This is a genomic window from Oleiphilus messinensis, assembly GCF_002162375.1.
In the GTDB taxonomy this organism is placed as follows: Bacteria; Pseudomonadota; Gammaproteobacteria; order Pseudomonadales; family Oleiphilaceae; genus Oleiphilus; species Oleiphilus messinensis.
The window spans coordinates 1,831,423-1,856,823 of record NZ_CP021425.1; the positions used below are offsets into that span (position 1 = coordinate 1,831,423).

Consider the following 25,401-nt stretch of genomic DNA (forward strand, 5'->3'; position numbering starts at 1 on the left):
GGTTTGGGTTGATTTGAGTGTGGGATATGTAATGCATGACGTAAGTCAGCGCTATTATATCCCGATTGAACGGCCACCATCTATGTTAATAATTTGACCGGAGACATAGGGAGCTTGAAAAGCCAGAAACTGGATGGTTTGGGCAATATCCTGCTCTGTACCGATTCGCTCCAGCGGGATCTTCCTTAAAAGCTGTTGCTGGTAGTCATGGGCGGCGGCCTTTGCTTCCGGTGTTGCCGATTCCGACTCCGGCCAGAGTATGGCACCGGGAGAGACGCCGTTGACTCGAATGTCGGGGGCCAGTTCCAGTGCAAGTGACTGGGTGAGCATCGCCATACCGGCTTTGCTGATACTATAGATCGGATGGTTGTTCAGTGGCCGCTGGCTGTAGATATCCACCAGATTAACGATACAGCCCTGCGACTTGGAGAGGGCGGGGCGCAAGTGCTGGCACAAGAAGAAAGGCGCTTTGATATTGGTGTTCAGTAAGTGATTCCATTGTGCTTCGGTGGCCTCCTGTAAGGGGGTCGGGTAGAACGCTGAGGCATTGTTAATCAGCACATCCAGTTTGCCTTTCCAATTCAGTGCTTGCTCAGAAAGTGCTGTCAATTCGCTGCTATCGGCCAGATTGGCAGGCACAGTAATGGCGGAGTCCGGACGACTTGCATTCAACTCGGCAGCCAGCGCCTCGGCTGCGGCCTGACTCTGGTGATAGTGAACGATAATATCACAACCGCATGCATGCAGGTGTCGGGCTGTTGCCGCACCAAGGCGTTTAGCCGCACCAGTAATCAAGACCACAGCAGGTTTCGGAATGTTGGGTGGGGAAAGTGTCATTTAGCAGATTCCTGATCAAATGTCGGTCTGGTTATACCGAATTTTCAGTGACATTAAAAATCAATTTTGTACAAAACATGACAGATCAGCTTGTGCTAGCATTGTGCTAGATAATTGAGGAGTAGGGCGTGACACACAATATTCCAGCTAAAGAGCAGGTCAGAATCAAAGTGATTCCAGAGCTGGGGGGCCTGGAGCTACTGCAGGCAAAGTACCATCGCCAGTGTTTCTCCCGCCATGTACATGAAGGCTATTGTATCGGCTTGATCGAGCAGGGCGCACAACGGTTCTGGCGCTCGGGAGCCCATCATGTGGCACCCCGGGATTGCATTATTTTGGTCAACGCAGACCAAGTCCATGATGGTCGTTGTGCGGATGATTCGGGGTGGGAGTATCGTGCGATTTATCCGTTACCCCAGGCATTTGAAAATGTTTCAGGGGATTATGCTGAAAACAATGGCGTTGCACCCTGGTTTCCGGAATCGGTTGTACGGGATGGGACGATGGCGATCCAGTTGCGGACACTGTTCAATGTGTTGGAGTGCTCGGAAAATGTGCTGGTCAACGAGTCATATTGGCTGTCGACACTCGCGATGTTGTTGCAACGGCATGGCACGGTCAAATCTCGAGACACTGAAGGGAGGCTCAACCGGACGTCGGTTGAACTAGTCCGTGAATATCTGCATGTGCACTACCTCGAACATGTTTCAATCCAGGATTTGGCCGCGTTCTATGGGGTAAACCCATGCCATTTGATTCGTGCGTTTACGCGTAAGTTTGGAATGCCACCTCACGCTTATCAAATTCAACTTCGACTGGCTCATGCCAAACAAATGATCCGTCAGGGCATATCCCTGGCAACTACTGCCGCGCATTGTGGTTTTACCGATCAGAGTCACCTGACTCGCCATTTCAAGAAAGCGCTTGGATTTGCCCCTGGCCGATACGCAAAAGCTTGTGTGTAGAGGCTTGTTGAGAGACGCATTAATCTATGAATCACAATTACTTATGAATCGCAATAACCTGACATTGTTCTGGCAGGGTGGTCGGGATACCTTGCCCTTGCTGGTGGCTGCGATGCCCTTTGGATTTGTTTATGGCGCGTTGGCCACTGAACAGGGGGGGAGTGGCCTCTGGGTTCTGGCAATGTCGATGTTTGTTTTTGCCGGTGCATCACAATTTATTGCCATCACCTTGCTGGCCAGTGCAGCGGCGTTGCCGGTGGTGGTTTTGACCGTATTTATTGTCAATCTTCGTCACAGTCTTTATGCCGCGTCGCTGATGTCTTCTGCCCATCGGTGGCCAGCGTGGCTCCGTGCCCCGATGGCATTTTGGTTGACCGACGAAACGTTTGCTGTGGTGAGTCGGCATATCTCGCAAGCAGGTAATGACATGAACTCAGATCGGGATGTGCAGACCTTTATCGCCTATTATCTGGGCTCGGCGGTATCGATGTACCTGAACTGGTTGTTGTGTACCGGTGCAGGCATTTTAGCGGGACAAACCATCGTGGGGATTCAGGCCTGGGGGTTGGATGTTGCCATGGTGATGGCATTCATCGGTATTGTTGTACCCATGCTGCGTAATTTACCGCAATGGTTATGCGCGTTGGTTGCTTGTACAAGCGCCTTGCTGACTTTTGACTGGCCCCATCAGACCGGGTTGTTATTTTCCGCCATACTGGCCATTGTTATTGCAGTATTTGTGCAAATCAGGAGTCGAGTTCCACAGACTGTGTTTGAGGCAGAACCGGGGAGGGCAAGTTGTGAATAACGGTTGGTTGATTCTAGCGATGGCGCTGGTCACTTTTTTGCCCCGTTTTCTTCCGATTGCATTTGCCGGAAAAGTCAAATTGCCAGCCCTGTTACTGCAGGCGTTTGAGTTCATTCCCATCGCTGTTCTGACTGTCATTATCACGCAGACCGTATTTGTTCATGACGGTGAAATAGCCCTGAGTTTCAATAACCATTATCTGTGGGCTACTTTAGTGGCAACTGGTGTTGCACTGGTCACGCGATCACTCGGATTCACGGTTGGCGTGGGTCTTTTGGTGTTCTTTGTCTTGCGCTTCATTGCAGGTTAGCGGATACACTGCGCTATTAACGTGAGTTGTTGCCGTTCAATTTCTGCGCCAAGCGCTTTGCCTTTAAAACCTTCTCTGAGCAGCGTCTTAGGGTCAATCTGCCTGAGCGCTTCGAGTATGTTGGCGAAGAAATCCTCCGGGGATAGCTGATCAGGTTCCGGGGCCTGAACGGCGAGACTGATCTCAATAAAAGGCTTCAGGTTGTCAGGGGATTTCAGGGCACCGCTGCTGGTGAGAAATGCCAATAACTGTTCAGGAGCATGTTGAGTGGGTCTGTTCACCACATCCTGAAACCGGCAGCAGAGTTCTGCCCGTTTCTGAAATACTTTGGGCATTTTAATTCGTGCTGCCAGTTGCTCGATTTGTGCCGTAGCGGCTTCCGGTTCGAGCTGTTTGCTGAATTGATAGAGGATAATGGCCAGTCGGCTTTCTGGTGAAGATATGGTTTTGCTGGCGAGGATGAGGTCTCGCTCCCAGTCGGGTTCATTGATAATGCCTAGTAACTCCGGCATGGTGACGGCTAACGCACCGCATGCAGCCAGCGTGATGAAATACACTTCAGGGGAGGGCTCGCCCAGCGCCCGGCAGGTCTCCTGCCAAACCCGCTCCGGTACAAGGTGATCCGCTTCGCCGGTGTCGACCATTTCTTTCATAAGTGCCATGGTTTCATCGGCAACGGTAAAACCGAGATGGTGGAATCTTGCTGCAAAGCGGGCGACACGCAATATCCGCAGAGGGTCTTCGATAAAGGCCTCCGACACATGGCGTAATATCCGGTTTTGCAGGTCTGTTTGTCCCTGGAAGGGATCGGTAATATTGCCGTTTTTATCCATGGCCATGGCATTGATGGTAAGGTCTCGCCGTCTCAGGTCATCCTCAAGAGTCACATCCGGCGCGGCATGGCATTCAAAACCTTTGTAGCCTTTACCTTTTTTACGCTCGGTGCGAGCAAGGGCGTATTCTTCTTTGGTTTGCGGATGCAAGAATACCGGAAAGTCTGCACCCACCTGGCTGTAGCCTGATGCAAGCAACACCTCTGGTGTGGCTCCGACCACGACCCAATCCCGATCTTTGACCGGAATATTCAGCAGTTTGTCGCGAACTGCTCCACCGACCAGATAACTTTTCATAACCCTACTCCCATAACCACACCCATAACCATACTTTCTCTGGTTTCTCAGCTTGCGTGGTGCGTATTTTGCCCCTGAATCGATGCGGAGTATACCGGTGACGTTGCGGATAGTATATGTAGCTATAAACGAGACCTTTACCAGCATTGCCTGGGCGATCAGAGAATGACAGATACAAATTGTTACAGGTTTATCGTAAAGTATTTGCGAGTTCGGGCCGATCATTTCAGTTGGAGTAAGGTTTTATTCAAGTATCGTCTAGAAGGAAGGAATTCGTGAAACATATTCACTCCGGCGTGGTTGTCCTGTGTGTGTTGTTACTGGCAGGGTGCAGCTACAGTCCTTACTATCCACATCATTGCGGCCACGTTGAGCACCACGAAACAGGCTATATTGCTTGGTATTGGCCGGTTGAAGCCCCCCACCGCCACCCTCGGACACCGAGCCCGTCTGCACAGCAATCTGCCTGTGTCCCCTGTGCCAGCGAAGGGAGCGTCACAACCGGGTGTGCCTGTGGTCATCACCATCACCATTATTATTTTCAGCACAAGGAATATGAGGATTACTGAGGCTTGTCCCAAACCTTGTTTCAGTAATGGCGCTAAGGTCCAAGTGTTGGCACGGTTTTTTCTACTAACCCTGTAAAATTGGAAAAGTGGCGACTTTTTGCCGCTTTCTTCGACCATCCGATAAGTTGGCGATTTACCAGGGGTAAGCTTACATGAATACCATTCGCTTTTCGTTCAAACCTTTGATGCAGGTGGGGGCCGTTGCAGGCATGCTGTTCCTGACGGGATGCATGTACCACGGGCACGGCAAAATGTATGGGCCGACCGGGCAACCGGGCTGTGATGGTTGTGTGCAGCAACAAGTTTTACCGCCACCCCAACCCGAGAAAGTGGTGGTTCGGGCGACAGGATATGGGTCTTACATGAATCCCAAGGGGGTCGGGGAAGAGCGTCAGCGTTTTATGGCGATGCGTGCATCGAAACTTGATGCGTTGCGTAATTTGACCGAGCGAGTTTATGGTACCCAAATCTTTGGTAATTCCTACGTTAAGGACATGGTACTGGACAATGATCATTTGCGCACTGTGATTGATGCCCATATCCGTGACGCCAAAGTGGTCTCTGTCAACCAGCTCTCCTCAGGCGGATTTGAAACCGTGGTCGAGATGCAGCTTTCTCCCCAGCTTTCCCGCTGTCTGGGAACGGCGGATGCGACTGCGGCAGTTTGCCAGTCCTTTATGACGACCCGGATGCCGGTATCTGCCAGAGCCGCTTCGCCCAGCTATGCCCATAAGCATGGTATGTACTTCGTCGAATAACGCAGCTTAAAGTGATTTCTGGTGTACCGGAGGGGATATGACTGGCCTCAACTATTTTTTGACGCGCTGGATCGCCTGTTCTGTAATTGGCCTGTGGATCTGGAGTATATCTGGCCTGCTCAAGGCAGAATGGGTCAGTGGAGAAGGGGTTGCAGTGATTCAGTATGGCGATGTTGATGCGGCAATGCTGGAAGCACGTCGGTTAGCCCTTCAGGATGCACTTTCCAAGGGAATGCTGAGGGTTTCCGGCTCGACAAAAGTGGTGAATGGTGCGGTCCAGCGCGATGATCTCATGGTTTCCAGTCAGGCTTCGGTAAAAAAAGTCGAAGTTTTGAGTGAAAAAGTCGATGGCAACGAGGTTCGGGTGGTCATCAATGCCAATTTGAGTTCCGAGTCGGCCTGTCCGTCGGGCACCGCGAATCATTACCGCAAGAAGTTGGCCGTCACAAGTTTTGCCTTGCAAGAGCGGGAGCAAGCCTCACTGGGTGGCTTGGATAATATTGAGCGTGCCCTTGCCAGCCATTTTGTTGATCAATTGAATCGCACGGGTAACATGCTTGTATTCGAAAGTAGTCAGTACAAGCTCTATGATGAGATCCGCAACGCACCCACTGCCGAGTCGGAAAAACGAACACTGACCAAAGCGGTTCGTATTGCCAAGCAGATGGATGTCCAGTTTGTGCTCTCGGGAGTGGTTCGCGATTTATCAGTGCATGATCCGGACGCCTTCGGTACTTCAATTATTGCCGGTATGACCCGTTGGGCCGGAGAGGCCGATACCCGTCGTGCCTTTGATATTGAAGTATTTGTTCATGATGGTTTTAGTGGTGCTCTGGTTTTTCAAAATCGTTATCGAACGGACGCCGCCTGGGATTTGGATCTGGACGCTAGTCCCGGTTTCGGATCACCGCATTTTTGGAACAGTGATTACGGTAGCAAGGCGGCCCGTTTGTTGAGCGGTGTTACCACTGAGGTTGCTGAGTTGGTTCAGTGTCAGCCGTTTATGGCGCGAATTGCTAAAGTCGATGGAAAAATTATTCATTTTTCTACCGGGGCCAGTGCCGGTATTCGCCCGGGTGACCAAATGAGTATTTATCGCGGAATGCAGTATTTTGACGCTGATCTTCTGGATTTTACCGAGTTGACGGACGTGAAAACGGTTCTGACGGTGGATCAGGTTCAGCCCCACTTTTCACGCGGTCGTATGGTGGTTGATGCGGGTCGGGTGAATATTCAAAAAGATGATTTGTTGATTGTTTGGTAGTGGGTCGTGGGCAGTGGATAGAGGAGAATGGATAGAGGGGGGCGTCTGCACAGTGGCCCAGATTTGCAATAGCTTACGTTTTATGAATATTGCCGCTCCACCAGCGCAGAATACCATAACCCAGTAAAGCCGAGCAAAATGACCCAGTTAAGATCCCGATACGATCAACTGCGGTGTAATCCGGTCCGGCATGCTCAAAGGCGAGTGATCCGATAAACAGACTCATGGTAAAACCAATTCCGCACAGCGCTGAAACGCCAAAAAGGTGACGCCAGTTACAGCGGCTTGGCAGGGCTGCCATTCCCAGCTGTATAACAATAAAACAGAATAGGAATACGCCAATTTGTTTGCCGAAAAATAAACCGGCGGCAATGCCCAGTGAGATCGAATTAAATAGCTCACCATTGCCCGTGGTCAGTGAGACGCCTGCATTGGCGAACGCAAACAGCGGTAGAATAACCAATGCAACAGTACCCCGGATGCTGTGTTCCATCTCGATTAAGAGTGGTTGCCCGCTTTCCCCTTTGACGCTTAAAGGCATGAACATTGCCAGAACGACGCCGGCCAGTGTCGCATGTACTCCCGATTTTAGCACTGCAACCCACATCACAATACCGGTAAGCAAGTACGGCGCGACTTGACGGACTCGCAGCTTATTCAATATGAATAAAACGCAAACCATTGAAAACGCGATGGCAATGGAGAGCTCGGAAAGAGAGACCGTATAAAAAAAGGCGATGATTAAAATTGCGCCGATATCGTCCAGAACGGCCAGGGAGGCGAGAAATATTTTAAGGCTGGCGGGAACTCGATTCCCCAGTAGTGCCAATACCCCGAGTGCAAACGCGATATCTGTAGCCGCTGGTATCGCCCATCCCTGCAGTGCAACCTGATCATCTATGTTAATGGCGACATAGATTAGCGCGGGAAACAACATGCCACCGATTGCCCCGGCTGTGGGCAGTACCATACGTTTCGGAGAAGCGAGTTCTCCTGTTAAAATTTCCCGTTTTAGTTCCAGTCCCACATGGAAGAAAAATATTGCCATCAATCCATCATTTATCCAAAGTAAAAGCGGTTTGGCGATATCCAGCTCACCAATGCGGATTTCTACAGGTGTGGCCAGTAAGGCATCATAGTAATGATCCAGGGGGGAATTGGCGCAAATAATAGCGAGCAGGGCGCAACCCAATAACAGCACACCACTTGAGGACTCGTGTTTTAACGCAGATTGCAACTTGTTTGGCATAGCGGTGCGTTACGCGGATTGGTGTTCAGGAGTATGCTCAGTGTAGCACTGCTGATCAATCCGCGTACAGCGAATATTGTGAGTTGAGAGGCTAGTTTGAATAGTGTGCGGCGCTGGCGAGAATCTTTTGCAGCATGGCGCGCAGGCCGTTGCCACGGGTCGGGCTGATGTGGCGGAAAAGGTCCAACTGAGTAAAAATACCATCGACATCGGTTGTAGTGAGCTCGGCAGGTTTCTTGCCATTTAACATGCAGAGAATGATGGCTGCCAGACCGCGGACAATCATGGCATCGCTGTCAATTAGCAGGAATAGTTTCCCGCTTTCAGCATCAAGGTAGTCAATCAGCCAGACCTGGCTTTGGCAGCCGTGGACTTTGTTGTTTTCGATTTTGTCTTCTTCCGGAAATGCGGGCAACTTTTTACCCAAATCAATGATATAGGCGTAGCGCTCTTCCCAATCATCGAGAAAAGAGAAGGTGTCGAGCACCTCGTCGATTGTGACATCGATTCCCAGGGGATTGGATTTAAACGTATCTGCTTTTGTCATTCGTAATGCCTGTGGTCTATTTAGAGGGTAAAGCTAAAATTGTGCCGACCGTGGTCGCCCCGGATCTCCGTGTTGCCAGAACCGGGTTTTACAGCATGCCCAGTTCCAATTTGGCTTCGTCTGTAAGCATGTCATTGCTCCATGGCGGGTCAAAGACCAGATCCACTTGAACCTTATCAACATTTGGGACATGTTCGACCTTCAGCTTTACATCATCGGCAATCACCTGTCCCATGCCGCAGCCGGGGGCGGTCAGTGTCATTTTGATGTAGACTACATTGCCGTTTTCAGACCCGTTCTCAACCTGACACTCATAAATCAGTCCCAGATCAACCACGTTAACGGGGATTTCAGGATCATAAACTGAGCGAAGGGCTTCCCAAATCTGGTTTTCGTTAACAGAGCCATCCGCCGGCGTTTCAAAATCCACGAACTTGACCTCTTTACCTAGCGCATCCGCATCTTTGGCTTCAATACGTGCCAGGTTGCCATTGATCGCCACGGTGAACGAGCCACCCAGACTTTGTGTGATGGTTACAAAGTTATCCTTCGGGATTGTGATTTCAGTACCTGCCGGGACAATTTTGGCTTCAACGTCCCGTTTGGTCAGTACCACTTCGCGTTCTGCAGACATAGAGGGTATTACACCTTTACTTGAAAAGAATTAACGATGCCAGTGTCGAGCAACTGTCGCTCAGGAAACTGAAAAGCTTTCACCGCAGCCACATTCACCGGTGGCGTTGGGATTGCGGAACACCAGTGTTGAGTTCAGGCCTTCAGTGACATAGTCGATTTCCATGCCGGATAACATGGGCAGGTCATCGGCTTTAACCAGTATTCTCACGCCGGTACCTGGCTCAAAAACAGTATCATTGGGCTCAGAGTTTTCTACGATTGATGTTTCGTACATATATCCGGAGCAGCCGCTTTGTTTCAGATCAATGCGAATACCGATGGCATTCGGCGTGCGTTCGATCTGTTTGCGGGTATGGTTTAGCGCGGCGGAGGTCATAGTGACCCCGGCAGAGGGGATAAACTCGTTAACGCTCATGGTGTTCTCCATAGTCGAGGCAGTTTTTATCGTGCTGCCACATCTACTTAAGTGTTCGTCTTAGTATGCCATAACGGGGAAAGTGCGTTAACCCGGTTAGCATCAAGTAAATAGCCGCTGAATTTTTTCCAGGGCATCGAATAATCGGTTAACCTCATCTTCCGTGTTATACAGTGCAAATGAGGCTCTGGCTGTACCCGGGATATTGAACCACTCCATCAGTGGCATGGCACAATGATGGCCGGTACGAATGCCGATGCCTTGTTGATCCAGCAGAGTCCCGATATCACTGGGGTGTAGTCCGTCAATTAAAAATGACATGACGGGCACTTTCTGTTCTGCGGTACCAATAATGCGCAAGCCGGTGATTTTCTCTGCACGCTCCTGTGCCAGCTCATACAATTTCTGCTCATGGGCGGCCATGCCGGTGCGATCCAGTGCCTGCATATAGTCAATTGCAGCAGCAAGGCCCACGGCTTCACAAATGGCTGGTGTGCCGGCTTCAAATTTGTACGGCAAAACGTTAAACGTGGTTTTTTCGAAACTGACGCGTTCGATCATTTCGCCACCACCCTGATAGGGGGGCATGCGCTCAAGATGTTCGCGCTTACCGTACAGAACTCCGATGCCGGTGGGGCCAAAGAGTTTATGTGAGGAGAAGGCATAAAAGTCGCAATCCAGTGCCTGAACATCCACTGAACCATGGGGAACGCGTTGCGCGCCGTCGATCACCGTATAGGCACCTGCTGCTTTGGCCAGTGTGATCAATTCATTGACTGGGTTGATTGTCCCCAGAACATTTGAAACCTGAGTCACTGCCACAACGCGGGTTTTCGCGTTGAGCAGGTTCTTATAGCTCTCCAGGTCGAGTTCACCGGCCTCATTGATATCAATAACCCGAACAATCGAACCGGTGCGTTCGGCAACAAGTTGCCAAGGTACGATATTGGCGTGGTGCTCCATGCGGGAGACGATGATTTCATCACCTGCTTCAAGCTCTGGAGCCAGACCATTGGCAACCAGATTGATCGCTTCAGTGGTACCCCGAACCCAGATTATTTCAGCACTTTCCCGGGCATTCAGGAACTGTTGAACGGTTTTTCGTGCCCCCTCAAAGCCAGCAGTCGCCCGATCGCCCAAGGTATGCGCACCTCGGTGAACATTGGCATTATCGTTATGGTAATAATGCGTCATTGCCTGAATGACGCATTCCGGCTTCTGGGCACTGGCAGCACTGTCCAGATAGATCAGCGGCTTGCCGTTCACGCTTTGTTGCAAAATACCAAAGTCCTGTCGAATGCGGTTCACGTCAAAAGGCGTAGCCGTGGCTGCAGTGCTTTGGGGAGTGACCGGGTTGTTTTCAGTGTTTTGCATTGGCTTTGGCTTCTCGTGCTTATCTGGATCTTTACTTAATATATTGGGGCTGATTATTCGCTTGCAAAGGCGTTTGCCAGAAAAGCTTCCAATCGCGCCACGACCAGGTCTCGAACCTGTTCATTCGGAACCTGCTCTATCAGTTCGTTTATGAAGCCCAGGCTCAGCATTGACATGGCTTCCTGATAACCGATGCCGCGGGACAGAAGATAGAACAGGGCTTCTTTATCCAGTTGGCCAACCGTTGCACCGTGAGCACATTTGACGTCATCAGCGTAGATTTCAAGTTCCGGTTTGGTGTCAATCTCGGCATTGGATGAGAGCAACAGGTTCTTGTTACTCATATTACCCAGAGATTTTTGCGCATCCCGGTGGATCAGAATTTTGCCATTGAAAATACCATGGGACTCATCGGCTGCAATCCCGCGATAGGTTTCTTCACTGGTGCAGTGTGGTGCAACGTGCTCAATCAATGTGTGATTGTCATAGTGTTGCTTGCCCTGAGTGATGTATACACCGTTGAGCACGCAGTTTGCCCCTGCTTCCAATAAATTCAGACGCAGATCATGTCTACGCAGCTTTCCACCAAAGCCAATGCAGTGTGATGCATAGTGACTGTCGCGGGCGCAGTTTACCGTCGTCAAGCCGACATGCTGTACGGTTTCTGCCTCCATGCCTAAGCGAATCGTGGTTAATCGCGCTTGTGGGGCAAGATTGATCTGGCACACGGTGTTGGTCAACTGCTGTGCATTTTCCGGGCCCGTGTATTCTTCGATCACCGTTGCTTCAGTGTTAGTTTCGGCCTCAATGATTATGCGAGGGTATATTGAACCAGCAGATTCGGTTTGAGTATCAAAAATCAATTGAATGGGTTGATCGAGAACGGCATTCTTTTTGATGCTGAGTAAAAGGCCATCTCTAACGCGGGCGCTATTCAGTGTCGCAAATGGCAGGCTGTTGTCGCCGATGTTCTCGCTCAAGCGTGTTTGAATCAACTCGATTTGCTCAGCTGTTGCACTGCTGAAAGCGGTCACCTCCAGTGCATTCGAATCTGCAGGCAGGCGCGATTCAGCGGCGTCGAAAATGCCATTCACAAAGACAATTCGATAGCCGCCAAAGTCCTGAAGATGGCTCTGCGTGTCCCGAGAATCGGGTTGGGCTGCCAGTGTGTCAGACAAATCCAGATACTGACTGGAATACTTCCAGGCTTCTGTTTTTCGGGTTGGAATCGAAAGTTCAGAAAGTGCTTTCTGCGCCTGAATATTGCTTTGCGTCAACCAGTTATCTGAGGCCGGCGTGGGCTCAGACAGGAAGCCAGTTGGGAAAGATACAGTTTTGCTCATGCCAGACTCCTGTTAAGCGTGAGAAGTTTCAGTATCATCGATACCCAGCCAGCCGTAGCCTTTCTCTTCCAGCTCGAGGGCCAGTTCCCGGCCTCCGGACTTGATAATCTTGCCTTTTGCAAGGACGTGCACAAAATCCGGTACCACATAGTTCAAAAGACGTTGATAATGCGTGACCATAATTACGGAGCGGTCTGGCGAGCGCAGTGCGTTAACACCATCTGAAACAACTTTCAGGGCATCAATGTCCAGGCCAGAGTCAGTCTCGTCCAAAACGGCAAGTTTGGGTTCCAGCATCAGCATTTGCATGATTTCGTTGCGCTTTTTCTCACCACCGGAGAAACCTTCGTTCACGCCACGTTTCAGGAATGAATCGGCCAGATTAACCTGACGCGCTTTTTCTTTTGCCATTTTCATGAATGAAACGGCATCCAGTGGCTCCAGGCCTCGGTGTTCACGAATGCTGTTTAACGATGTTTTCAGGAATTGTAAGTTGCTGACACCTGGGATTTCCACCGGGTACTGGAAAGCCAGAAAGATACCTTCCCGAGCTCGTTCTTCGGTAGACGCATCGACGATGCTTTTGCCTTCCAGTTCTATGCTGCCACCGGTTATTTCGAATGCGTCGTTTCCTGCAAGAACCTGGGAAAGGGTACTTTTACCGGAACCATTAGGGCCCATAATGGCATGAATTTCTCCGGGTTTTACTTCCAGATTAATGCCCTTGAGAATTTGTTTTCCCTCTACAGATGCTTCCAGATTGCTAATTTTCAGCATAGTTTTACTCGTCTATCCAAACTTAATTCGTTACGCAGGGAGCGGGCGATAAGCCCGTCCCGATCAAAGGGGGGTATGAGGCAGTACTTTACCCGACGGAACCTTCCAGGCTGACTTCCAGGAGTTTGGTGGCTTCCACCGCAAACTCCATGGGCAGCTCTTTAAAGACCTCTTTACAGAATCCGTTTACGATCATGGATACGGCTTGTTCCGGGTCGATGCCCCGTTGCCGACAGAGGAATAGCTGTTCGTCGCTGACTTTCGATGTTGTCGCTTCATGCTCGATAATCGCGGACTTGTTTTTGTTCTCAATGTAAGGGAAGGTGTGCGCTCCACACTGACTGCCAATTAACAGCGAGTCGCATTGAGTGTAGTTTCGGGCACCATCTGCATTGGGTCCGAAGCGCACCAGACCGCGGTAGCTGTTGTTGCTCTTTCCTGCGGAAATGCCCTTGGAGATAATGGTGCTTTTGGTATTTTTGCCCAGGTGGATCATTTTGGTTCCGGTATCCGCCTGTTGGAAGTTGTTGGTCAGGGCAACAGAGTAGAATTCACCTACACTGTTTTCACCCCGTAATACACAGCTCGGGTATTTCCAGGTAATCGCTGAACCGGTTTCGACCTGAGTCCATGAAATTTTGGAATTTCGGCCCAGACAGGAGCCTCGCTTGGTAACGAAGTTGTAAATGCCACCTTTGCCTTCTGCATCACCAGGGTACCAGTTCTGTACTGTGGAGTATTTGATTTGTGCGTCGTCTAATGCCACCAATTCAACAACCGCTGCGTGCAATTGATTCTCGTCCCGCATGGGGGCTGTGCAGCCTTCCAGATAACTGACATGGCTGCCTTTGTCGGCAATAATCAGTGTGCGTTCAAACTGACCGGTATTGGCGGCATTGATACGGAAGTAAGTGGACAGTTCCAGCGGGCAGCGCACACCCTCAGGGATGTAAACAAAGGAACCTTCACTGAATACCGCAGAGTTCAATGCAGCATAAAAGTTGTCCCGTTGCGGTACAACGGAACCCATGTATTTTTGAACGAGTTCGGGATGTTTGTGAACCGCTTCGGAAATCGGGCAGAAAATAACACCGGCTTCTGCAAGTTGTTCTTTAAAGGTGGTGGTGACAGACACACTGTCGAACACCGCATCAACCGCGACGCCAGCGAGTTTGGCGCGCTCATGCAGAGGGATGCCCAGCTTCTCGTAAGTGCGCAGCAATTCGGGATCAACTTCATCCAGACTTTTTGGCCCGTCTTTTTTGGACTTCGGTGCAGAATAGTAAGAGATGTCGTTGTAATCGATTTTCGGGTAGTGAACGTGAGCCCAGTCTGGCTCGTCCATTTCCAGCCATGCTTGGTAGGCCTTAAGACGCCATTGTAACAACCACTCCGGTTCGTTTTTGATCGCGGACAAGCGGCGGATGATATCTTCGTTCAGGCCGGGCTCAAACGTTTCAGATTCGATATCGGTGACAAAGCCATGCTCGTATTCTTTTTTGATCAGCTCGTTTACCGGTCTTCCGGTGTTACTCATATAGACGTGCTCCGTGTAATATCGCGTTTGCCTGGAAAATGCAGTCGACAGGAGCGGTACAGTGGTCAAATCTGTACGTGGGCACAGGGTCGGACTGCTGCTGGAGCAAACGACGGGGGTAGTGTTTAAAGGTCTATGTTGGCGGTATTGTACAATAACCGAGTAAAATAGTCAGGTTTTATTTTGACTAAAGAATAATCGATGCAAAGCTGCTGATTATTCCAAGCCAAGTCGCTGAAGTCTTTCAGTCAAGTCGCTGAAGACTCTAAGCCAATTGACTAACAATGTAGTGTTCGGCAGTAAGGCATATTTTAGGGGCAGGGGGGCATCAGGCCTGCCATTGGGCGCTATTTTACCTGTTTATGCGATAAAATCCAAAATTCTGTTGAGGCAGGTCGGGTCCGGGGGTTGATCCATTGGGTGACCACCCTGGTCAGGGTGGTCACCTATGAAGTGCTGGCCGTCAGAAAGTGTAAAACGACGGTGTATCTGGTAGTCACAGGTTTTGTGCGGTTTGCGGGTAACGAGCTTGTTCCGAAGCGGCGATGGAGATCTCCAACAGGTTGTGTACACCTTTCACGCCTTTCGTGTTTTTTACCACGTACTCAACCAGTTCTCTCAGTTCTTCCGACGTGACGCGACCCGTTATCGCAACGACGCCTTGGGTCGTTTGGACGTTAATTTCCGAACGCTGCAGGTGAGGGTTGAGAACCAGTCGGGTCTGCACCCGGGTTGTTGTCGAAAAGTCGGCCAGCCAGCTGGCATGGCTGTCATCGTCATACGGCGAGGTTTGTGCAGTCACGCCCGCTAAAGTGTCCTCCTGAATGACGCGTTTCTCGTGAATTATCCGATTATCCTGTTGCACGATAATATTATTGCGTACCTCATCGACACCCTCGATATTGATGGCAACTTCTCCGGCCAGATCTTTTTTGATTTCGTCATCAACCTTACCCTTTAACGTTGCTGTGTGTCCTGCCACGGTCACGTCGATATCACGGGCATTCAGATGGTTACTTAACACGAATGCCGCTTCAATTTGCCCGGTTCGCCAGCTTTCAAGAATATTGTTACGAATTTCGTCTGCCAAAGTTGATTTGCTCTCGTCCGTTATCGGGGTTGTCTGCTCTGACGTGATGGTGACGTTTGATTCAGCGGGTTGCATCGCTTGCTGTTCGAGTATCGGGTCAGCAAGTGTGTGGAGTGATTGTAATACCAGCAGTCCCGCTAGCATTAGCTGTTTACATAAGCTCATTGGTTTCATAATCAAATCCTCTTTGTTTGGCTGCACCCGGACAGCGATTGGGGTGCTTGATTGCAAGTGCGATGTCGATCGTGTTAGCACTGGAATCGGTCTACGCTAAATGTAAAGCGAGTAGTGTGCCTGGATAAGATTTATCTAGATAAATTATGAGGATATGAGTGTGGTGCCGGAGCGGGGTTATGGCAATAACAAAAATGCAGCCTTAGTGCTGTCACTGAGTTATGTTTTTTTTACTTTTTGGTTTCTTTTTGGCAACTGGGGCGACTGCTTCGGAATAAAATAACGAGGATTCAGTGGCTTGCAGTGTTGCTGATCAGCAACTCAACAAGTAAACCATGCTTCAAGACCACAGCCCTCAAGCGGGCAGGAAGGGCCGGGCCAGTGCTGGCCCGGCTTGAATCTATTTCAGATTCTTTTGCAGATCCATACGCTGAAGCAAGACTGGCTTGGCTTCGCCATGAGATTGTCCCGTGGCCCCGAAGGTGGATAATATTTCAGTTATGAAATCCAGCCCGGATATATCCTGATTGGTAACGGTAATCTCTGAAAGTTTGCCAAATACCGGGTAGCCCCCACAAATCTCACCCAGTTGACAGACGAAATTGTCGTTGTCGATATCGGAGCCGCCGGCAATTTTGTAGGTACCGGGGGATACATTGGTGAAGTTGTAGCTGAAAGAACCATCTCCCAGGTCGGTTGGCGTCATTTGGTCGATTGCATTCAGTTCGCTGTCCAGTAGCAGCAGATAAAGCGTTCCAGTTTCGCCCGTCGTATCGGTGCTGCCCACCTGCATACTGACTTGCACATTCAGTGTGGTGTTATTGCTCACCGAAAAGGTCAGGGTTGCGGAATATTTGGACTCACTCAGACCGGTGCGGTCCACAGAGACCAAATAAGTACCCAGACCATTGCTATCCACAGATTGTGCCGAAACCGTCAACCATGATGCCGTGTCGGTAACCGACAATATACTGGCGGACTCGCCGCCGACATTGCTTAACACCAGGGTTGCGCTGCTTGCGATACCTAAGCTCAAACTACTGGGTGATGCCGTGATCACTGCTGGAAGTGGGCCTGTTGTGCCACCTTGAGCCAGTGTTTGAGCGGCTTCAACCGCCTTTAATGCATCAATGATGCCGTGACCGTAGATATCGTCCCGACCACTGGCACCCTGGTCATTGGTGATATCACCATTGGTAATGAGTGTATCGACCTGACCCGGGGTGAGATTCGGGTATACCGCTTTCATGAGCGCGAGCACACCCGCCACATGTGGCGTGGCCATCGAGGTGCCCTGATAGAAGGAGAGGGTTGACTGTCGGGTACCGGTTGAATCATCGACTATGGTACTCAGCACGCCATCTGCATAGCCATCATTATTCAAGTCGGCACCGGTATCACCGCCGGGGGCAGCAATGTCGACTCGGGTACCAAAGTTGGAATAGGGGGCTCGGTTGTTATTGTAGTCTGTTGCACTAACCGAGATTACGCCGTCATATGATGCTGGGTACGAAAACTGGGACGTATTTTCATTGCCCGCCGCAGCGACAATGATTACTCCGGCGGCGCGGACGGCATTGATCGCCTGTTGTGCTGACTGTGAATAGCCGCTACCGCCAAGGCTCATGTTGATAATGTCAGCCCGCTGGGGCGGTACGGTGCCGCTATCGTTACTGAGTCCGGCAGAAAACAGCATGGCTTGAATGATGTCATAGTCCGTTCCGCCATACAGCCCCAATGTCCTTAGTGGCATGATTTTAGCGCCCCACGAGACGCCCGCAACGCCGATGCCATTGTTTGTTCCTGCGGCAACGGTTCCGGCAACATGGGTGCCGTGCCAGCTACTTGAGCTAAGTTGTGCCGCATCACCCGGATCATCTGCATTATTATCGATTCCGTCACCGTCGCGGGCGTTGGTGGGATCCGAGATGAAATCGTAGCCATCCACCAGTTGTCCCTGAAGATCAGAGTGATTCAGGAAAACACCGGTATCAATGACCGAGACGATAACATTTCCGGCATCAGGAGTACCCGTGGTGATTTCCCAGGCCTGTGGCAAGTTGATGATGGGGTAGTGCCATTGGAATTCGTATCGTGTGTCGTTGGGCACGCGCTTGGTTTGGTAAAGGTAATTGGGATGGGCAAAGGCAACGTCGCTACGTTGCTGCAAACGTTTGATGTGTTGCAAGGTTTGCCACTTGGCATAAGCCTCCGGGTTTTTGCGTTGCAGGTCTGCGCTGAATGCCGATTCTGAGAGGGCAAGTGTACTGAGCGCTTGAGTTCCATCCCAGCGGGCCAGCATCGCGCGCTCCGGGTTGTTATGGCTTAATTGAGCTTGTACCTGATTGACCGTTAGCGTCTGGCTATGCAATGCCTGGGCGAGGTTGCCACTGGTGGCTACCGAGTCTGTATTGAGTTGAACAATCGCTTCATTGGCAACGAAGTCTCCGCTGATTTGCTCTGTGCTGTCAGGGGGACTTGCTGCGGTGGCGCTGTTGTCCAGTTTGAGTGTGTATTTCGAAATTCCACTGAACGCCGAAACCTGGATGAAATAATTTCCGCTTGAGGGGATTGTGACCTCTTCAAATTCATTCACCGAGAGGGAGGATGCAATTAATTCCTGGGATGAATCATAGAGATAAAGATCTAAATCGCCCTGATAGGTATCGGTTCCTGCGTAGTCGACCACTTGCATACGAACCAGTTGATTGGCCTGCAGCGAAACGGCATAAATGTCGGACGCATCGGCAGAGAAGCCAAATCGATCCAGTGCCTGTCCGGTACCTTCTGCACTGGCAAAGCCGCTCAGTGTAATCAGGTTGGCAATATTTTGTGCCGAATCAAAAGTATCATTGCTAACATTTTCGGTACTCTGGGGATCGTTGATATCGGAGTCCAGATCGGTATTGCTGGCGGCTGAGACAATACCGGAAAGCGTGACAGTCACCGAGCTTTCTGTGCACGTCACGACAACGTCACTGATATCACCATTGGTGAATACCCCTTCACTGTTATTGACCGAGCACACCTGGCTTGTGGGTTGGGTATTCACACTGACGTCATAAACATCCCCGATGTTGAGCCCATTCGTGAAGGTGAATGGGCCATTTTGACCAATGTCGAGCGTATCGGTTTCATTGTTGGCGAGTGTAATCGTTCCACCACTGAGTCCGGTTACTGTGCCTGACAGGCTAAAAGTTGTGTCGTCGGTCAATGCCGTTTCAATCTGGCCTAGGCCGGTCAGGGTGATCACGGCGTTCTTGTCGTTAAAGCCGACATTAATGGGCTGATTCAAGCCTCTGAAGCGAATTTGCTCGACCCCGCCAACGGAGAACGTTAATTGTGTTCCATTGATTGCTATTGCGTAGTCGGCATAATTCAGAGGGAGATTTAGATTTTCGATATTACCATCTAGGATCAGCGAGGTGCTGCTATCGGCGGTGACTGTTTCAGAGCCTTCTGCACCATAAATCTCAGTTCCCGGCTGAAGTTGCGCTGTTTCAATGGAGAGCGATTCACCGGAAGCTAAAAACAGGTTGTTTCCAACTTGTGTTGCTGATTGCACACTGAGTGCTGTGCACATTGGAATGCAGGCTGCGAGCCAGCTTTTTGCGGGTTTCAATGTGATGTCCTCATACCTTTGAACGGATGTCAATCCAGAGAAACCGTAACTTCAGTTTCCCTAAAGTCTGGTTTTAGCTTAGCCCAGAAATACATATATCGTGGGATTTATTGTGGATTGGAAAGTACTCTCGTGAATTGAAAAGTACTCTCGTGGATTGAAAAGTACGCTCGGAGATCCTGTCATTGAGGCCGTTACTGGTGACGGCTGACTTCATCCATGATGCGGGTAATATTGCCCCAACGTATGAACTGTTCTTCAAGCACCCGGTCGATAATGCCTTGACTGTGATACTCTGCCAATCGTTTGTCGATATAGTCAGCAAGCGCGCTGCAGTCACTTTTCATCGAAATCGCCACTTTTTCGTTGGCGGTAAAAAGCGGGTGCGCAAGATAGGTAATGTTTGGCCCGTCGTTTTGTCTAAGGGTACGATTGTTGTGCATGTAGTGCAGCGTCGTCAGCAGAGGGGATATAAAATAGTCAATTCGTTTACTTTGCAGCTTTCTGATATTTTGTTGTAATAAGGCGACTTCATCGAACTGCAGGTGTCGTTTTGCAAAAACATCGAATTCGCCATCAAACCGGACACCAAGGGTAATTCCTCCCATTTTACCGATGAGGTCTTCCCGTGTTTTTATGGACTGGTTATCCAGAAAAAACACATTTTGCGCTGTGCTTAATAGAGCAGTTGGTACAAAGTGCAGATAACCCCGTCGTTCCTCTGTCTCCCGAATTGATACAATGATATCAATTTCACCTTTTCCTGCGGACTTGAGGATGCGTTTCCAGGGGTGGGGCGGGACACGTTCAATACGAATGTTTTTTTCGGCCAGAATTTCAGACATCACATCAAAGGCGATACCATCCATAATGCCATCATTGTTCCATGAAATGGGCGGGTAATCCTGTTTTCCCGCGACATAGGCCACGCCTTGGTGGCATGCACCAGCGAAAAAAGAGATTGAAAGTAAGATCAGCGAATACAGCCACTTCTGCACGGCGACTCCACGATTGCTCTGTGCCCTGATTACAGTGTAGTTTAAATCCACTAGATGCAAAGATGATCACTCAGGTATTATTTTAATCACTTTCACTGAATCGGTGACGGAACCTGAGGAGACATAGCCTATGGTATCCGGGTTATTGGATACGTATTCCAGAACAATTTCCTCACTGTGAACCTGGTTGATCGGGAAGCCTTTTCCGGTGAACATCAGTCGTGCCCAGTGTGCGGAGAGCTGATCCAGTGTTCTGTGAGTGATTACATGATGGAACTGTTCTTTGATTTTCGACTGATTGTGTAATTCGATAGGATTCAGCTTGTTACCGTTGTCCAACCGGTATGCACGCCCGAGATAGATATCCCGCAATGACCGCTCGGAAATCGAATCCAAGGGGGTTTCCGGATTCACAATAATTGCTATATCGTCACTGTTTGCAAGCTGTGACGATAAAGTTATTATCACAATCAAGACCAGTTTTACCGACATCTAGCGTCCCTCAAAATACGACATCCACGGATAGACCATAGATCAATATGCGATTATCGTCTGGTATGACGGGAGCAGAAGCACCGCTGGTATTGGCATTTTGGAACTGGGAAATTGTGCCGTTCCGGTCTGTAACCATTTTTGCTTCCAATTTTCCGACAACCTGTGGGCTAAAGAAATAATTCACACCTATAGCGTAAGACGTGCTTTCCTGATTCCATAAAATTGGCGCAAGACTTTGCACCGTGGCAACGGCGATCTGATCCGCAGAGCCTGCTGGCAAGTTGTTCTTTATGGTTTCAATTCTGGGGGCTCGACGGATATCATCGTCTGTGCTGTTCAGTCTGGCATAGGTGATATGGGGTAGCCATTGACCGAAGCGATAGCCTGTCGTCAGGTAGAAGGAGTCGGTATCAACAAATAGGCCTTCCAGGTCGAAATAACTCATTTCGCCCAGAATCAGTAGCGCACCGTCATCGTATCGGAGAGAGAGATTGCTCCCTTCAATATCGGCGTTTTCCGCCGGCAGGATAGACAATGACGAAGCGGTTTGTTCCAGTATGGAACTCCCTCTTCGGAGTACTTCATTTTGCAGGAGCACATCGACCTGCATGTTACTTTTGCGTAGCCCTAAAGTCCAGTCGTTATAGGACAACTCGAATGCAGCGACCAGAATCTGTGCGTCAAATTGACTCACTGTACCCTGATCTTCCGATTGCAATTTGTTCCAGTATGGAACTCCCTCTTCGGAGTACTTCATTTTGCAGGAGCACATCGACCTGCATGTTACTTTTGCGTAGCCCTAAAGTCCAGTCGTTATAGGACAACTCGAATGCAGCGACCAGAATCTGTGCGTCAAATTGACTCACTGTACCCTGATCTTCCGATTGCAATGCCTGCAAATGCGCCCGGAATTCCCAGTCATCCCAGTGGGTCACATAATTGAATGAAACACCCTGGCCCACGTCCGTCGGAATCGGGTCATATACTTCCACTGGCGGCCTGATCCAAGGGTAGGTGAATCCCACTTCAACATAGTCAGACATCATGAAAAACTGGGGGCGGATTCGACCCGCCATGATTGAAAATGATTCGTTAAAGTTGTAGTGCAGATAAAACCAGTCAGCATCAAACTCGCTGTTGAATCCACCCTTAGAGACCATCTGCAATACGGCGGAGAGTCTTTCCGTCACGGAGTAGCTGATCTGTAATCCGACAATGCTGTCCGAGTTCCAGTCGACTTCGTTATCCGGGCCCTCATTGCCCCATTGCAATTCCTCCTCAATCGCAACCTGGGCCACTGCCGCACTGAGAAAGCCACTCACACGGATGCCCTGGTTGATATCTTTTGTCAGATTGAAAAGTTGTTGCATACCATCACGTTGCTGTTCTGCATCGTCTTGTAGCGTTGATATTGTCGCTTCTTGTGTCTTGTTTTGTTTTTCAAGCTCGTTGATGCGTTTTTCGAGTTCAAGAATTCGAGCATCATCTGCAGCGAAGGCTGAACCGCTCAAGAGCGCAGTAGCGAGCACAAGTCGCGTATTCTCACGCCATCCTGAGCGGCTTGTACGGCTGCGTTGATTTGGGTTCTGTTCCATTGATTTATCTTTATTATCCTGACCTTTCTCTGAAAAAGCATAGGCAAATAAACCCGGCCTGCAAATATTTTGTTCTGTTTCAGGATGATTGGTGGCCCGTCAGCAGGCCTTACCGTGCTACTTACATTGGCTCGAAAAGGTAATCCAGACGTGCTCCGTAGTTTACCCCCACAACGTTCCAGTCCTTGCCAGCACGGTAGTAGGTAATTTCCCACACCAGCGCGGTGGTTGGAAAAAGTAACAAGTAGTTATGGCGGCGAAAATAATCGCCGATTTTTTCAGACCGGACCAAGTCGTACTTCAGCGGTTCACCCAGTCTCGATTTGGCTTCTGTCATCATACCAATCGCTTTCATGGATGCGCCGGTAAATTCTTCCGGTGCTCCGGAAACATATTTGCTCAGCTCATCGTAAGCGGCTTTGGTGTCTCCAGCGAATAGCTTGTTCATAAACAGCTCGCTGATTTGGGGGAGCTCGCTTTCGGATTTAATCGCTTCAGCCGAAGCATTTGAGGTAAAAAGGGAGAGGCTAAGTGCTAGCGTGAAAATCGAAATGAACACATTTGGCATGATCGATCCTTTTTTATGATTATCATCAGATATGGCGAAGACGGCCACTATACAAGAAATTCTGAAAAGTGGTAAATGATGGCACTATTAATTCACGCGATGTTGATCATATCGGCAGAAATGATGTTTGAGGGGATATCGATTCTACGGATGAAAATGATACCCTGAGCGCAACAGTAGCAGCGCCTCGCAAACCGCGCTGGTGTTTCATCAACGTAATGTTTCAAGTGTGTTTTTTCTATGTTCAATCATCGTGTCAGGTACTTGTTTGATCAGTTGATCAATGTCGTATTTTCTATCATTTTACTATTTATCATTTTCGGGATTGCCATTGGCACCGTGCAGCTGTTCATTTCTGTCTGGAAGCTTCTGGCATTTGAGGGGATTACCGGTCATTACATTGACTTGATAGCCGATGTGTTGACCATTTACGTTTTGATCGAGTTATCCCGCTCCCTTGTGGAGTATTTCAACTCCCATAGACTCAGACTCACTTTTATCGCGGATGCAGCCATTGTATTCACCATTCGGGAGGTGATGATTTTAATGTTCAAGCATGAAGTCAAGCCAGATATGCTCTATGCCTTTTCGGCTTTATTGCTTGTGCTTGGAGCGATTCGAATAGGTTCTATTCTGGTATATCAACGGGAAAAAACGATCCCCGAATCATCAAGCCATTAGTTTTATCAAGGTATTTGAGCGGTCGTATCTTTTGGAGCTAGTCATGCATGAATCCGCAGTCCACTGGATAGTATCTTTGCTGAGGGAAAGACATGTTCCTTTTCTCATTTGTGGAGGACTCGCTGCTCGTGGGTTTGGCTCCAACCGTGTGCTTAATGATATTGATCTATTTGTTCCTGGCGAGTATTTTTCGGAAGTAGTCGAGGCTGGGCAATGTTATATTTCCAAGCCTGCAGCCCGTCGCGTGGAAGAGGGTTGGGATTTGACTTACGTCCAGTTTGAGTATCAAGGTATTAAAGTCGAAGTCGGTAATGCCGAAGGCGTGAAGATTTTTGATGCGTCACAAGCATCATGGACTGCTCTCAATATTGATTTTACGCGTAAAATTGAGCTGATCTTGTTGGGGCTGAAGCTCCCATTGATGTTGGCGGAAGATTTGGTCTGGTATAAATCAGTGCTTTGCAGGCCAGTAGATCTTGAAGATATCCAAGCTATTATTAAAAGCAAGTGGGTCTGACTTTTCCCGGAATTAGACTAGAAGTTAATTAAGGGAATTTACATTGACCCATCGATCATGACTCAGTGAAACAAAGGAGAAGTAAAATTGGGTATAGTAATAAAGCTCGCAATTTTAATATTCTGTATCCGTCACCTTCTGAACCATGGTCAGCCTGTCTAGTTGTGCGCTGGTATTTTGCTACAGCCATCAAGCGTAGGCTTGATGGCCTCCAGGCATACTGTGAAAGAATGTACCACGCTTGACCCATATCTTTAGTTTGAAATTATGACCCTGAGTCTTGATCCAAAATTACTACAGGCTCGAATCCACCATAAATCATGCGCATACCATCAAACGGCATTGGATTGACTTCTGGGTTCATCCTTGGATCGGTTTTCATCAGGTCACCCATCTTTTGCATTGCCTGATCCCGAGTGGCTTTATCTGGCCACTCGATCCAGGAAAAGACAACGGTTTCTTCTGCTTCAGCCTGAACAGCTCCGGCAAAGTCGGTTACTTTACCTTTGGGAACTTCATCTCCCCAACACTCCCTGATGCGAATCGCTCCCAGCTCCATAAATACCTCATTTGCCGATTTTGCGTGCTCGATAAATTGCTGTTTGTTCGCTGTAGGTACGGCCAGAACAAAGCCATCAACATAACTCATGATTATTTCTCCAAGATTGTTTGTTGTTATCAAATCTCAAGTGGAGCATGAGGCCACTTGTTCAGCAGGCCAATATTTGCTCTTGTTAAACCAGTCGAATTAGGTTGCGGACGATCGACATTTAAAGTCGATAATATTGCTTTTTTTTGTCGGTTGCATCAAAGGATGGATAAACGTGTGCCATGAAGAAGGACTGTCCCCATGGTGCCACCTGGAGGGCGCGGGTTATTTTTTCGAAATAGAGGCTTTCCACTCATCGGTCAGCATGCCGGCAAAACCCCAGTCTTCTTCATTAACTTCCTGCAGTACGATATGAATGTGCTCAGGGCTCTTATTCAGATTTGTCACCAGTGATTGGGTGATTTCCTCAACAATGCGCCGCTTTTGGTCCCGGCTGGCACCTTTAGTGATTTGCACGTTCACGTACGGCATGTAACGATTTCCTTATGAGGTATTGGGCGGGGTTAGTCTACTGTCCCAGTTTACCGAACAG

General features: G+C 49.4%; 27 protein-coding genes. 8 read left to right on the forward strand and 19 right to left on the reverse strand.

The features are described from left to right. Positions 1–54 precede the first annotated feature (54 nt). Complete coding sequence (locus tag OLMES_RS07995; RefSeq protein ID WP_087460775.1) at positions 55–837, reverse strand: pteridine reductase; 783 nt, start codon at positions 835–837, stop codon at positions 55–57. Between the two features lie 128 nt (positions 838–965). Between OLMES_RS07995 and OLMES_RS08000 the strand changes: the two genes are divergently transcribed. Genes OLMES_RS08000 through OLMES_RS08010 form a run of 3 tightly spaced genes read left to right on the forward strand, consistent with a single transcriptional unit; the run spans position 966 to position 2,920 of the window. After that, complete coding sequence (locus OLMES_RS08000; protein ID WP_087460776.1) at positions 966–1,802, forward strand: AraC family transcriptional regulator; 837 nt, start codon at positions 966–968, stop codon at positions 1,800–1,802. Beyond that, complete coding sequence (locus OLMES_RS08005) at positions 1,762–2,610, forward strand: AzlC family ABC transporter permease (protein WP_232465291.1); 849 nt, start codon at positions 1,762–1,764, stop codon at positions 2,608–2,610. Before OLMES_RS08000 ends, OLMES_RS08005 begins: the two co-directional genes overlap by 41 nt. After that, on the forward strand, positions 2,603–2,920 hold the full coding sequence (locus OLMES_RS08010; RefSeq protein WP_087460778.1) for an AzlD domain-containing protein: 318 nt from the start codon (positions 2,603–2,605) through the stop codon (positions 2,918–2,920). The genes OLMES_RS08005 and OLMES_RS08010 overlap by 8 nt, the downstream gene beginning before the upstream one ends. On the opposite strand, the gene OLMES_RS08015 is transcribed toward OLMES_RS08010, so the two are convergent. Further along, the gene (locus OLMES_RS08015; protein ID WP_087460779.1) at positions 2,917–4,050 is read right to left on the reverse strand and encodes a hypothetical protein; all 1,134 of its coding nucleotides are present in this window, start codon (positions 4,048–4,050) and stop codon (positions 2,917–2,919) included. The two genes, OLMES_RS08010 and OLMES_RS08015, sit on opposite strands and share 4 nt — an antisense overlap. 275 nt (positions 4,051–4,325) lie before the next feature. Between OLMES_RS08015 and OLMES_RS27950 the strand changes: the two genes are divergently transcribed. The 3 genes from OLMES_RS27950 (at position 4,326) to OLMES_RS08030 (ending at position 6,641) form a co-directional block, all read left to right on the forward strand. Further along, entirely contained in the window at positions 4,326–4,619 is a 294-nt protein-coding gene (locus OLMES_RS27950; protein WP_157678216.1) for a hypothetical protein, read from the forward strand. A 152-nt stretch (positions 4,620–4,771) separates the two neighbouring features. Continuing rightward, positions 4,772–5,377 carry an LPP20 family lipoprotein gene (locus OLMES_RS08025; RefSeq protein ID WP_087460781.1) on the forward strand — a complete coding sequence of 202 codons (606 nt, stop codon included), beginning with the start codon at positions 4,772–4,774 and terminating at the stop codon, positions 5,375–5,377. 37 nt (positions 5,378–5,414) lie between these two features. Continuing rightward, positions 5,415–6,641, forward strand: coding sequence for a flagellar assembly protein T N-terminal domain-containing protein (locus OLMES_RS08030; RefSeq protein WP_087460782.1), 1,227 nt, complete (start codon positions 5,415–5,417; stop codon positions 6,639–6,641). A 73-nt stretch (positions 6,642–6,714) separates the two neighbouring features. Here the strand turns inward: OLMES_RS08030 and nhaA are convergent, their stop codons facing one another. From nhaA to OLMES_RS08105, 15 genes are all read right to left on the reverse strand, one after another. Beyond that, positions 6,715–7,890 (reverse strand): Na+/H+ antiporter NhaA, encoded by a 1,176-nt coding sequence (gene nhaA / locus OLMES_RS08035; RefSeq protein WP_087460783.1) that lies wholly within the window; start codon positions 7,888–7,890, stop codon positions 6,715–6,717. Positions 7,891–7,981: 91 nt separating this feature from the next. Continuing rightward, entirely contained in the window at positions 7,982–8,437 is a 456-nt protein-coding gene (locus tag OLMES_RS08040; protein WP_087460784.1) for a SufE family protein, read from the reverse strand. Between the two features lie 88 nt (positions 8,438–8,525). After that, on the reverse strand, positions 8,526–9,071 hold the full coding sequence (sufT, locus tag OLMES_RS08045) for a putative Fe-S cluster assembly protein SufT (RefSeq protein WP_087460785.1): 546 nt from the start codon (positions 9,069–9,071) through the stop codon (positions 8,526–8,528). Positions 9,072–9,131: 60 nt separating this feature from the next. After that, complete coding sequence (locus OLMES_RS08050) at positions 9,132–9,488, reverse strand: HesB/IscA family protein (protein WP_087460786.1); 357 nt, start codon at positions 9,486–9,488, stop codon at positions 9,132–9,134. A gap of 102 nt (positions 9,489–9,590) precedes the next feature. Continuing rightward, positions 9,591–10,862 carry an aminotransferase class V-fold PLP-dependent enzyme gene (locus OLMES_RS08055; RefSeq protein WP_087460787.1) on the reverse strand — a complete coding sequence of 424 codons (1,272 nt, stop codon included), beginning with the start codon at positions 10,860–10,862 and terminating at the stop codon, positions 9,591–9,593. Between the two features lie 53 nt (positions 10,863–10,915). After that, a complete protein-coding gene (gene sufD, locus OLMES_RS08060) occupies positions 10,916–12,205 on the reverse strand; it encodes a Fe-S cluster assembly protein SufD (protein ID WP_087460788.1) in 1,290 nt (429 codons plus the stop codon). 12 nt (positions 12,206–12,217) lie between these two features. After that, positions 12,218–12,982, reverse strand: a complete 765-nt coding sequence (gene sufC / locus OLMES_RS08065; RefSeq protein WP_087460789.1) for a Fe-S cluster assembly ATPase SufC — start codon at positions 12,980–12,982, stop codon at positions 12,218–12,220. Between the two features lie 88 nt (positions 12,983–13,070). Then, positions 13,071–14,519: a Fe-S cluster assembly protein SufB gene (gene sufB, locus OLMES_RS08070; protein WP_087460790.1), complete on the reverse strand. Its 1,449-nt coding sequence runs from the start codon at positions 14,517–14,519 to the stop codon at positions 13,071–13,073. A gap of 496 nt (positions 14,520–15,015) precedes the next feature. After that, a complete protein-coding gene (locus OLMES_RS08075) occupies positions 15,016–15,783 on the reverse strand; it encodes a BON domain-containing protein (RefSeq protein WP_087460791.1) in 768 nt (255 codons plus the stop codon). Positions 15,784–16,183: 400 nt separating this feature from the next. Beyond that, a complete protein-coding gene (locus tag OLMES_RS08080) occupies positions 16,184–19,405 on the reverse strand; it encodes a S8 family serine peptidase (RefSeq protein ID WP_087460792.1) in 3,222 nt (1,073 codons plus the stop codon). Positions 19,406–19,599: 194 nt separating this feature from the next. Beyond that, positions 19,600–20,403 (reverse strand): substrate-binding periplasmic protein, encoded by an 804-nt coding sequence (locus tag OLMES_RS08085; RefSeq protein ID WP_157678217.1) that lies wholly within the window; start codon positions 20,401–20,403, stop codon positions 19,600–19,602. 66 nt (positions 20,404–20,469) lie between these two features. Further along, positions 20,470–20,895: a type 2 periplasmic-binding domain-containing protein gene (locus tag OLMES_RS08090; protein WP_087460794.1), complete on the reverse strand. Its 426-nt coding sequence runs from the start codon at positions 20,893–20,895 to the stop codon at positions 20,470–20,472. A gap of 10 nt (positions 20,896–20,905) precedes the next feature. Next, positions 20,906–21,592 (reverse strand): hypothetical protein, encoded by a 687-nt coding sequence (locus tag OLMES_RS08095; RefSeq protein ID WP_087460795.1) that lies wholly within the window; start codon positions 21,590–21,592, stop codon positions 20,906–20,908. Then, positions 21,579–22,493: a hypothetical protein gene (locus OLMES_RS08100; protein WP_087460796.1), complete on the reverse strand. Its 915-nt coding sequence runs from the start codon at positions 22,491–22,493 to the stop codon at positions 21,579–21,581. The genes OLMES_RS08095 and OLMES_RS08100 overlap by 14 nt, the downstream gene beginning before the upstream one ends. A 121-nt stretch (positions 22,494–22,614) precedes the next feature. Further along, on the reverse strand, positions 22,615–23,061 hold the full coding sequence (locus tag OLMES_RS08105) for a hypothetical protein (RefSeq protein WP_087460797.1): 447 nt from the start codon (positions 23,059–23,061) through the stop codon (positions 22,615–22,617). A gap of 240 nt (positions 23,062–23,301) precedes the next feature. Here OLMES_RS08105 and OLMES_RS08110 point away from each other — a divergent pair, with 240 nt between their 5' ends. Then, a complete protein-coding gene (locus OLMES_RS08110; RefSeq protein ID WP_087460798.1) occupies positions 23,302–23,742 on the forward strand; it encodes a phosphate-starvation-inducible PsiE family protein in 441 nt (146 codons plus the stop codon). 43 nt (positions 23,743–23,785) lie between these two features. Continuing rightward, positions 23,786–24,259 carry a hypothetical protein gene (locus OLMES_RS08115; protein WP_087460799.1) on the forward strand — a complete coding sequence of 158 codons (474 nt, stop codon included), beginning with the start codon at positions 23,786–23,788 and terminating at the stop codon, positions 24,257–24,259. Between the two features lie 265 nt (positions 24,260–24,524). Here OLMES_RS08115 and OLMES_RS08120 read toward each other — a convergent pair whose 3' ends face one another. After that, entirely contained in the window at positions 24,525–24,908 is a 384-nt protein-coding gene (locus OLMES_RS08120) for a DUF1428 domain-containing protein (RefSeq protein ID WP_087460800.1), read from the reverse strand. Between the two features lie 225 nt (positions 24,909–25,133). Continuing rightward, a complete protein-coding gene (locus tag OLMES_RS08125; protein WP_087460801.1) occupies positions 25,134–25,340 on the reverse strand; it encodes a tautomerase family protein in 207 nt (68 codons plus the stop codon). Between the last annotated feature and the right edge of the window lie 61 nt (positions 25,341–25,401).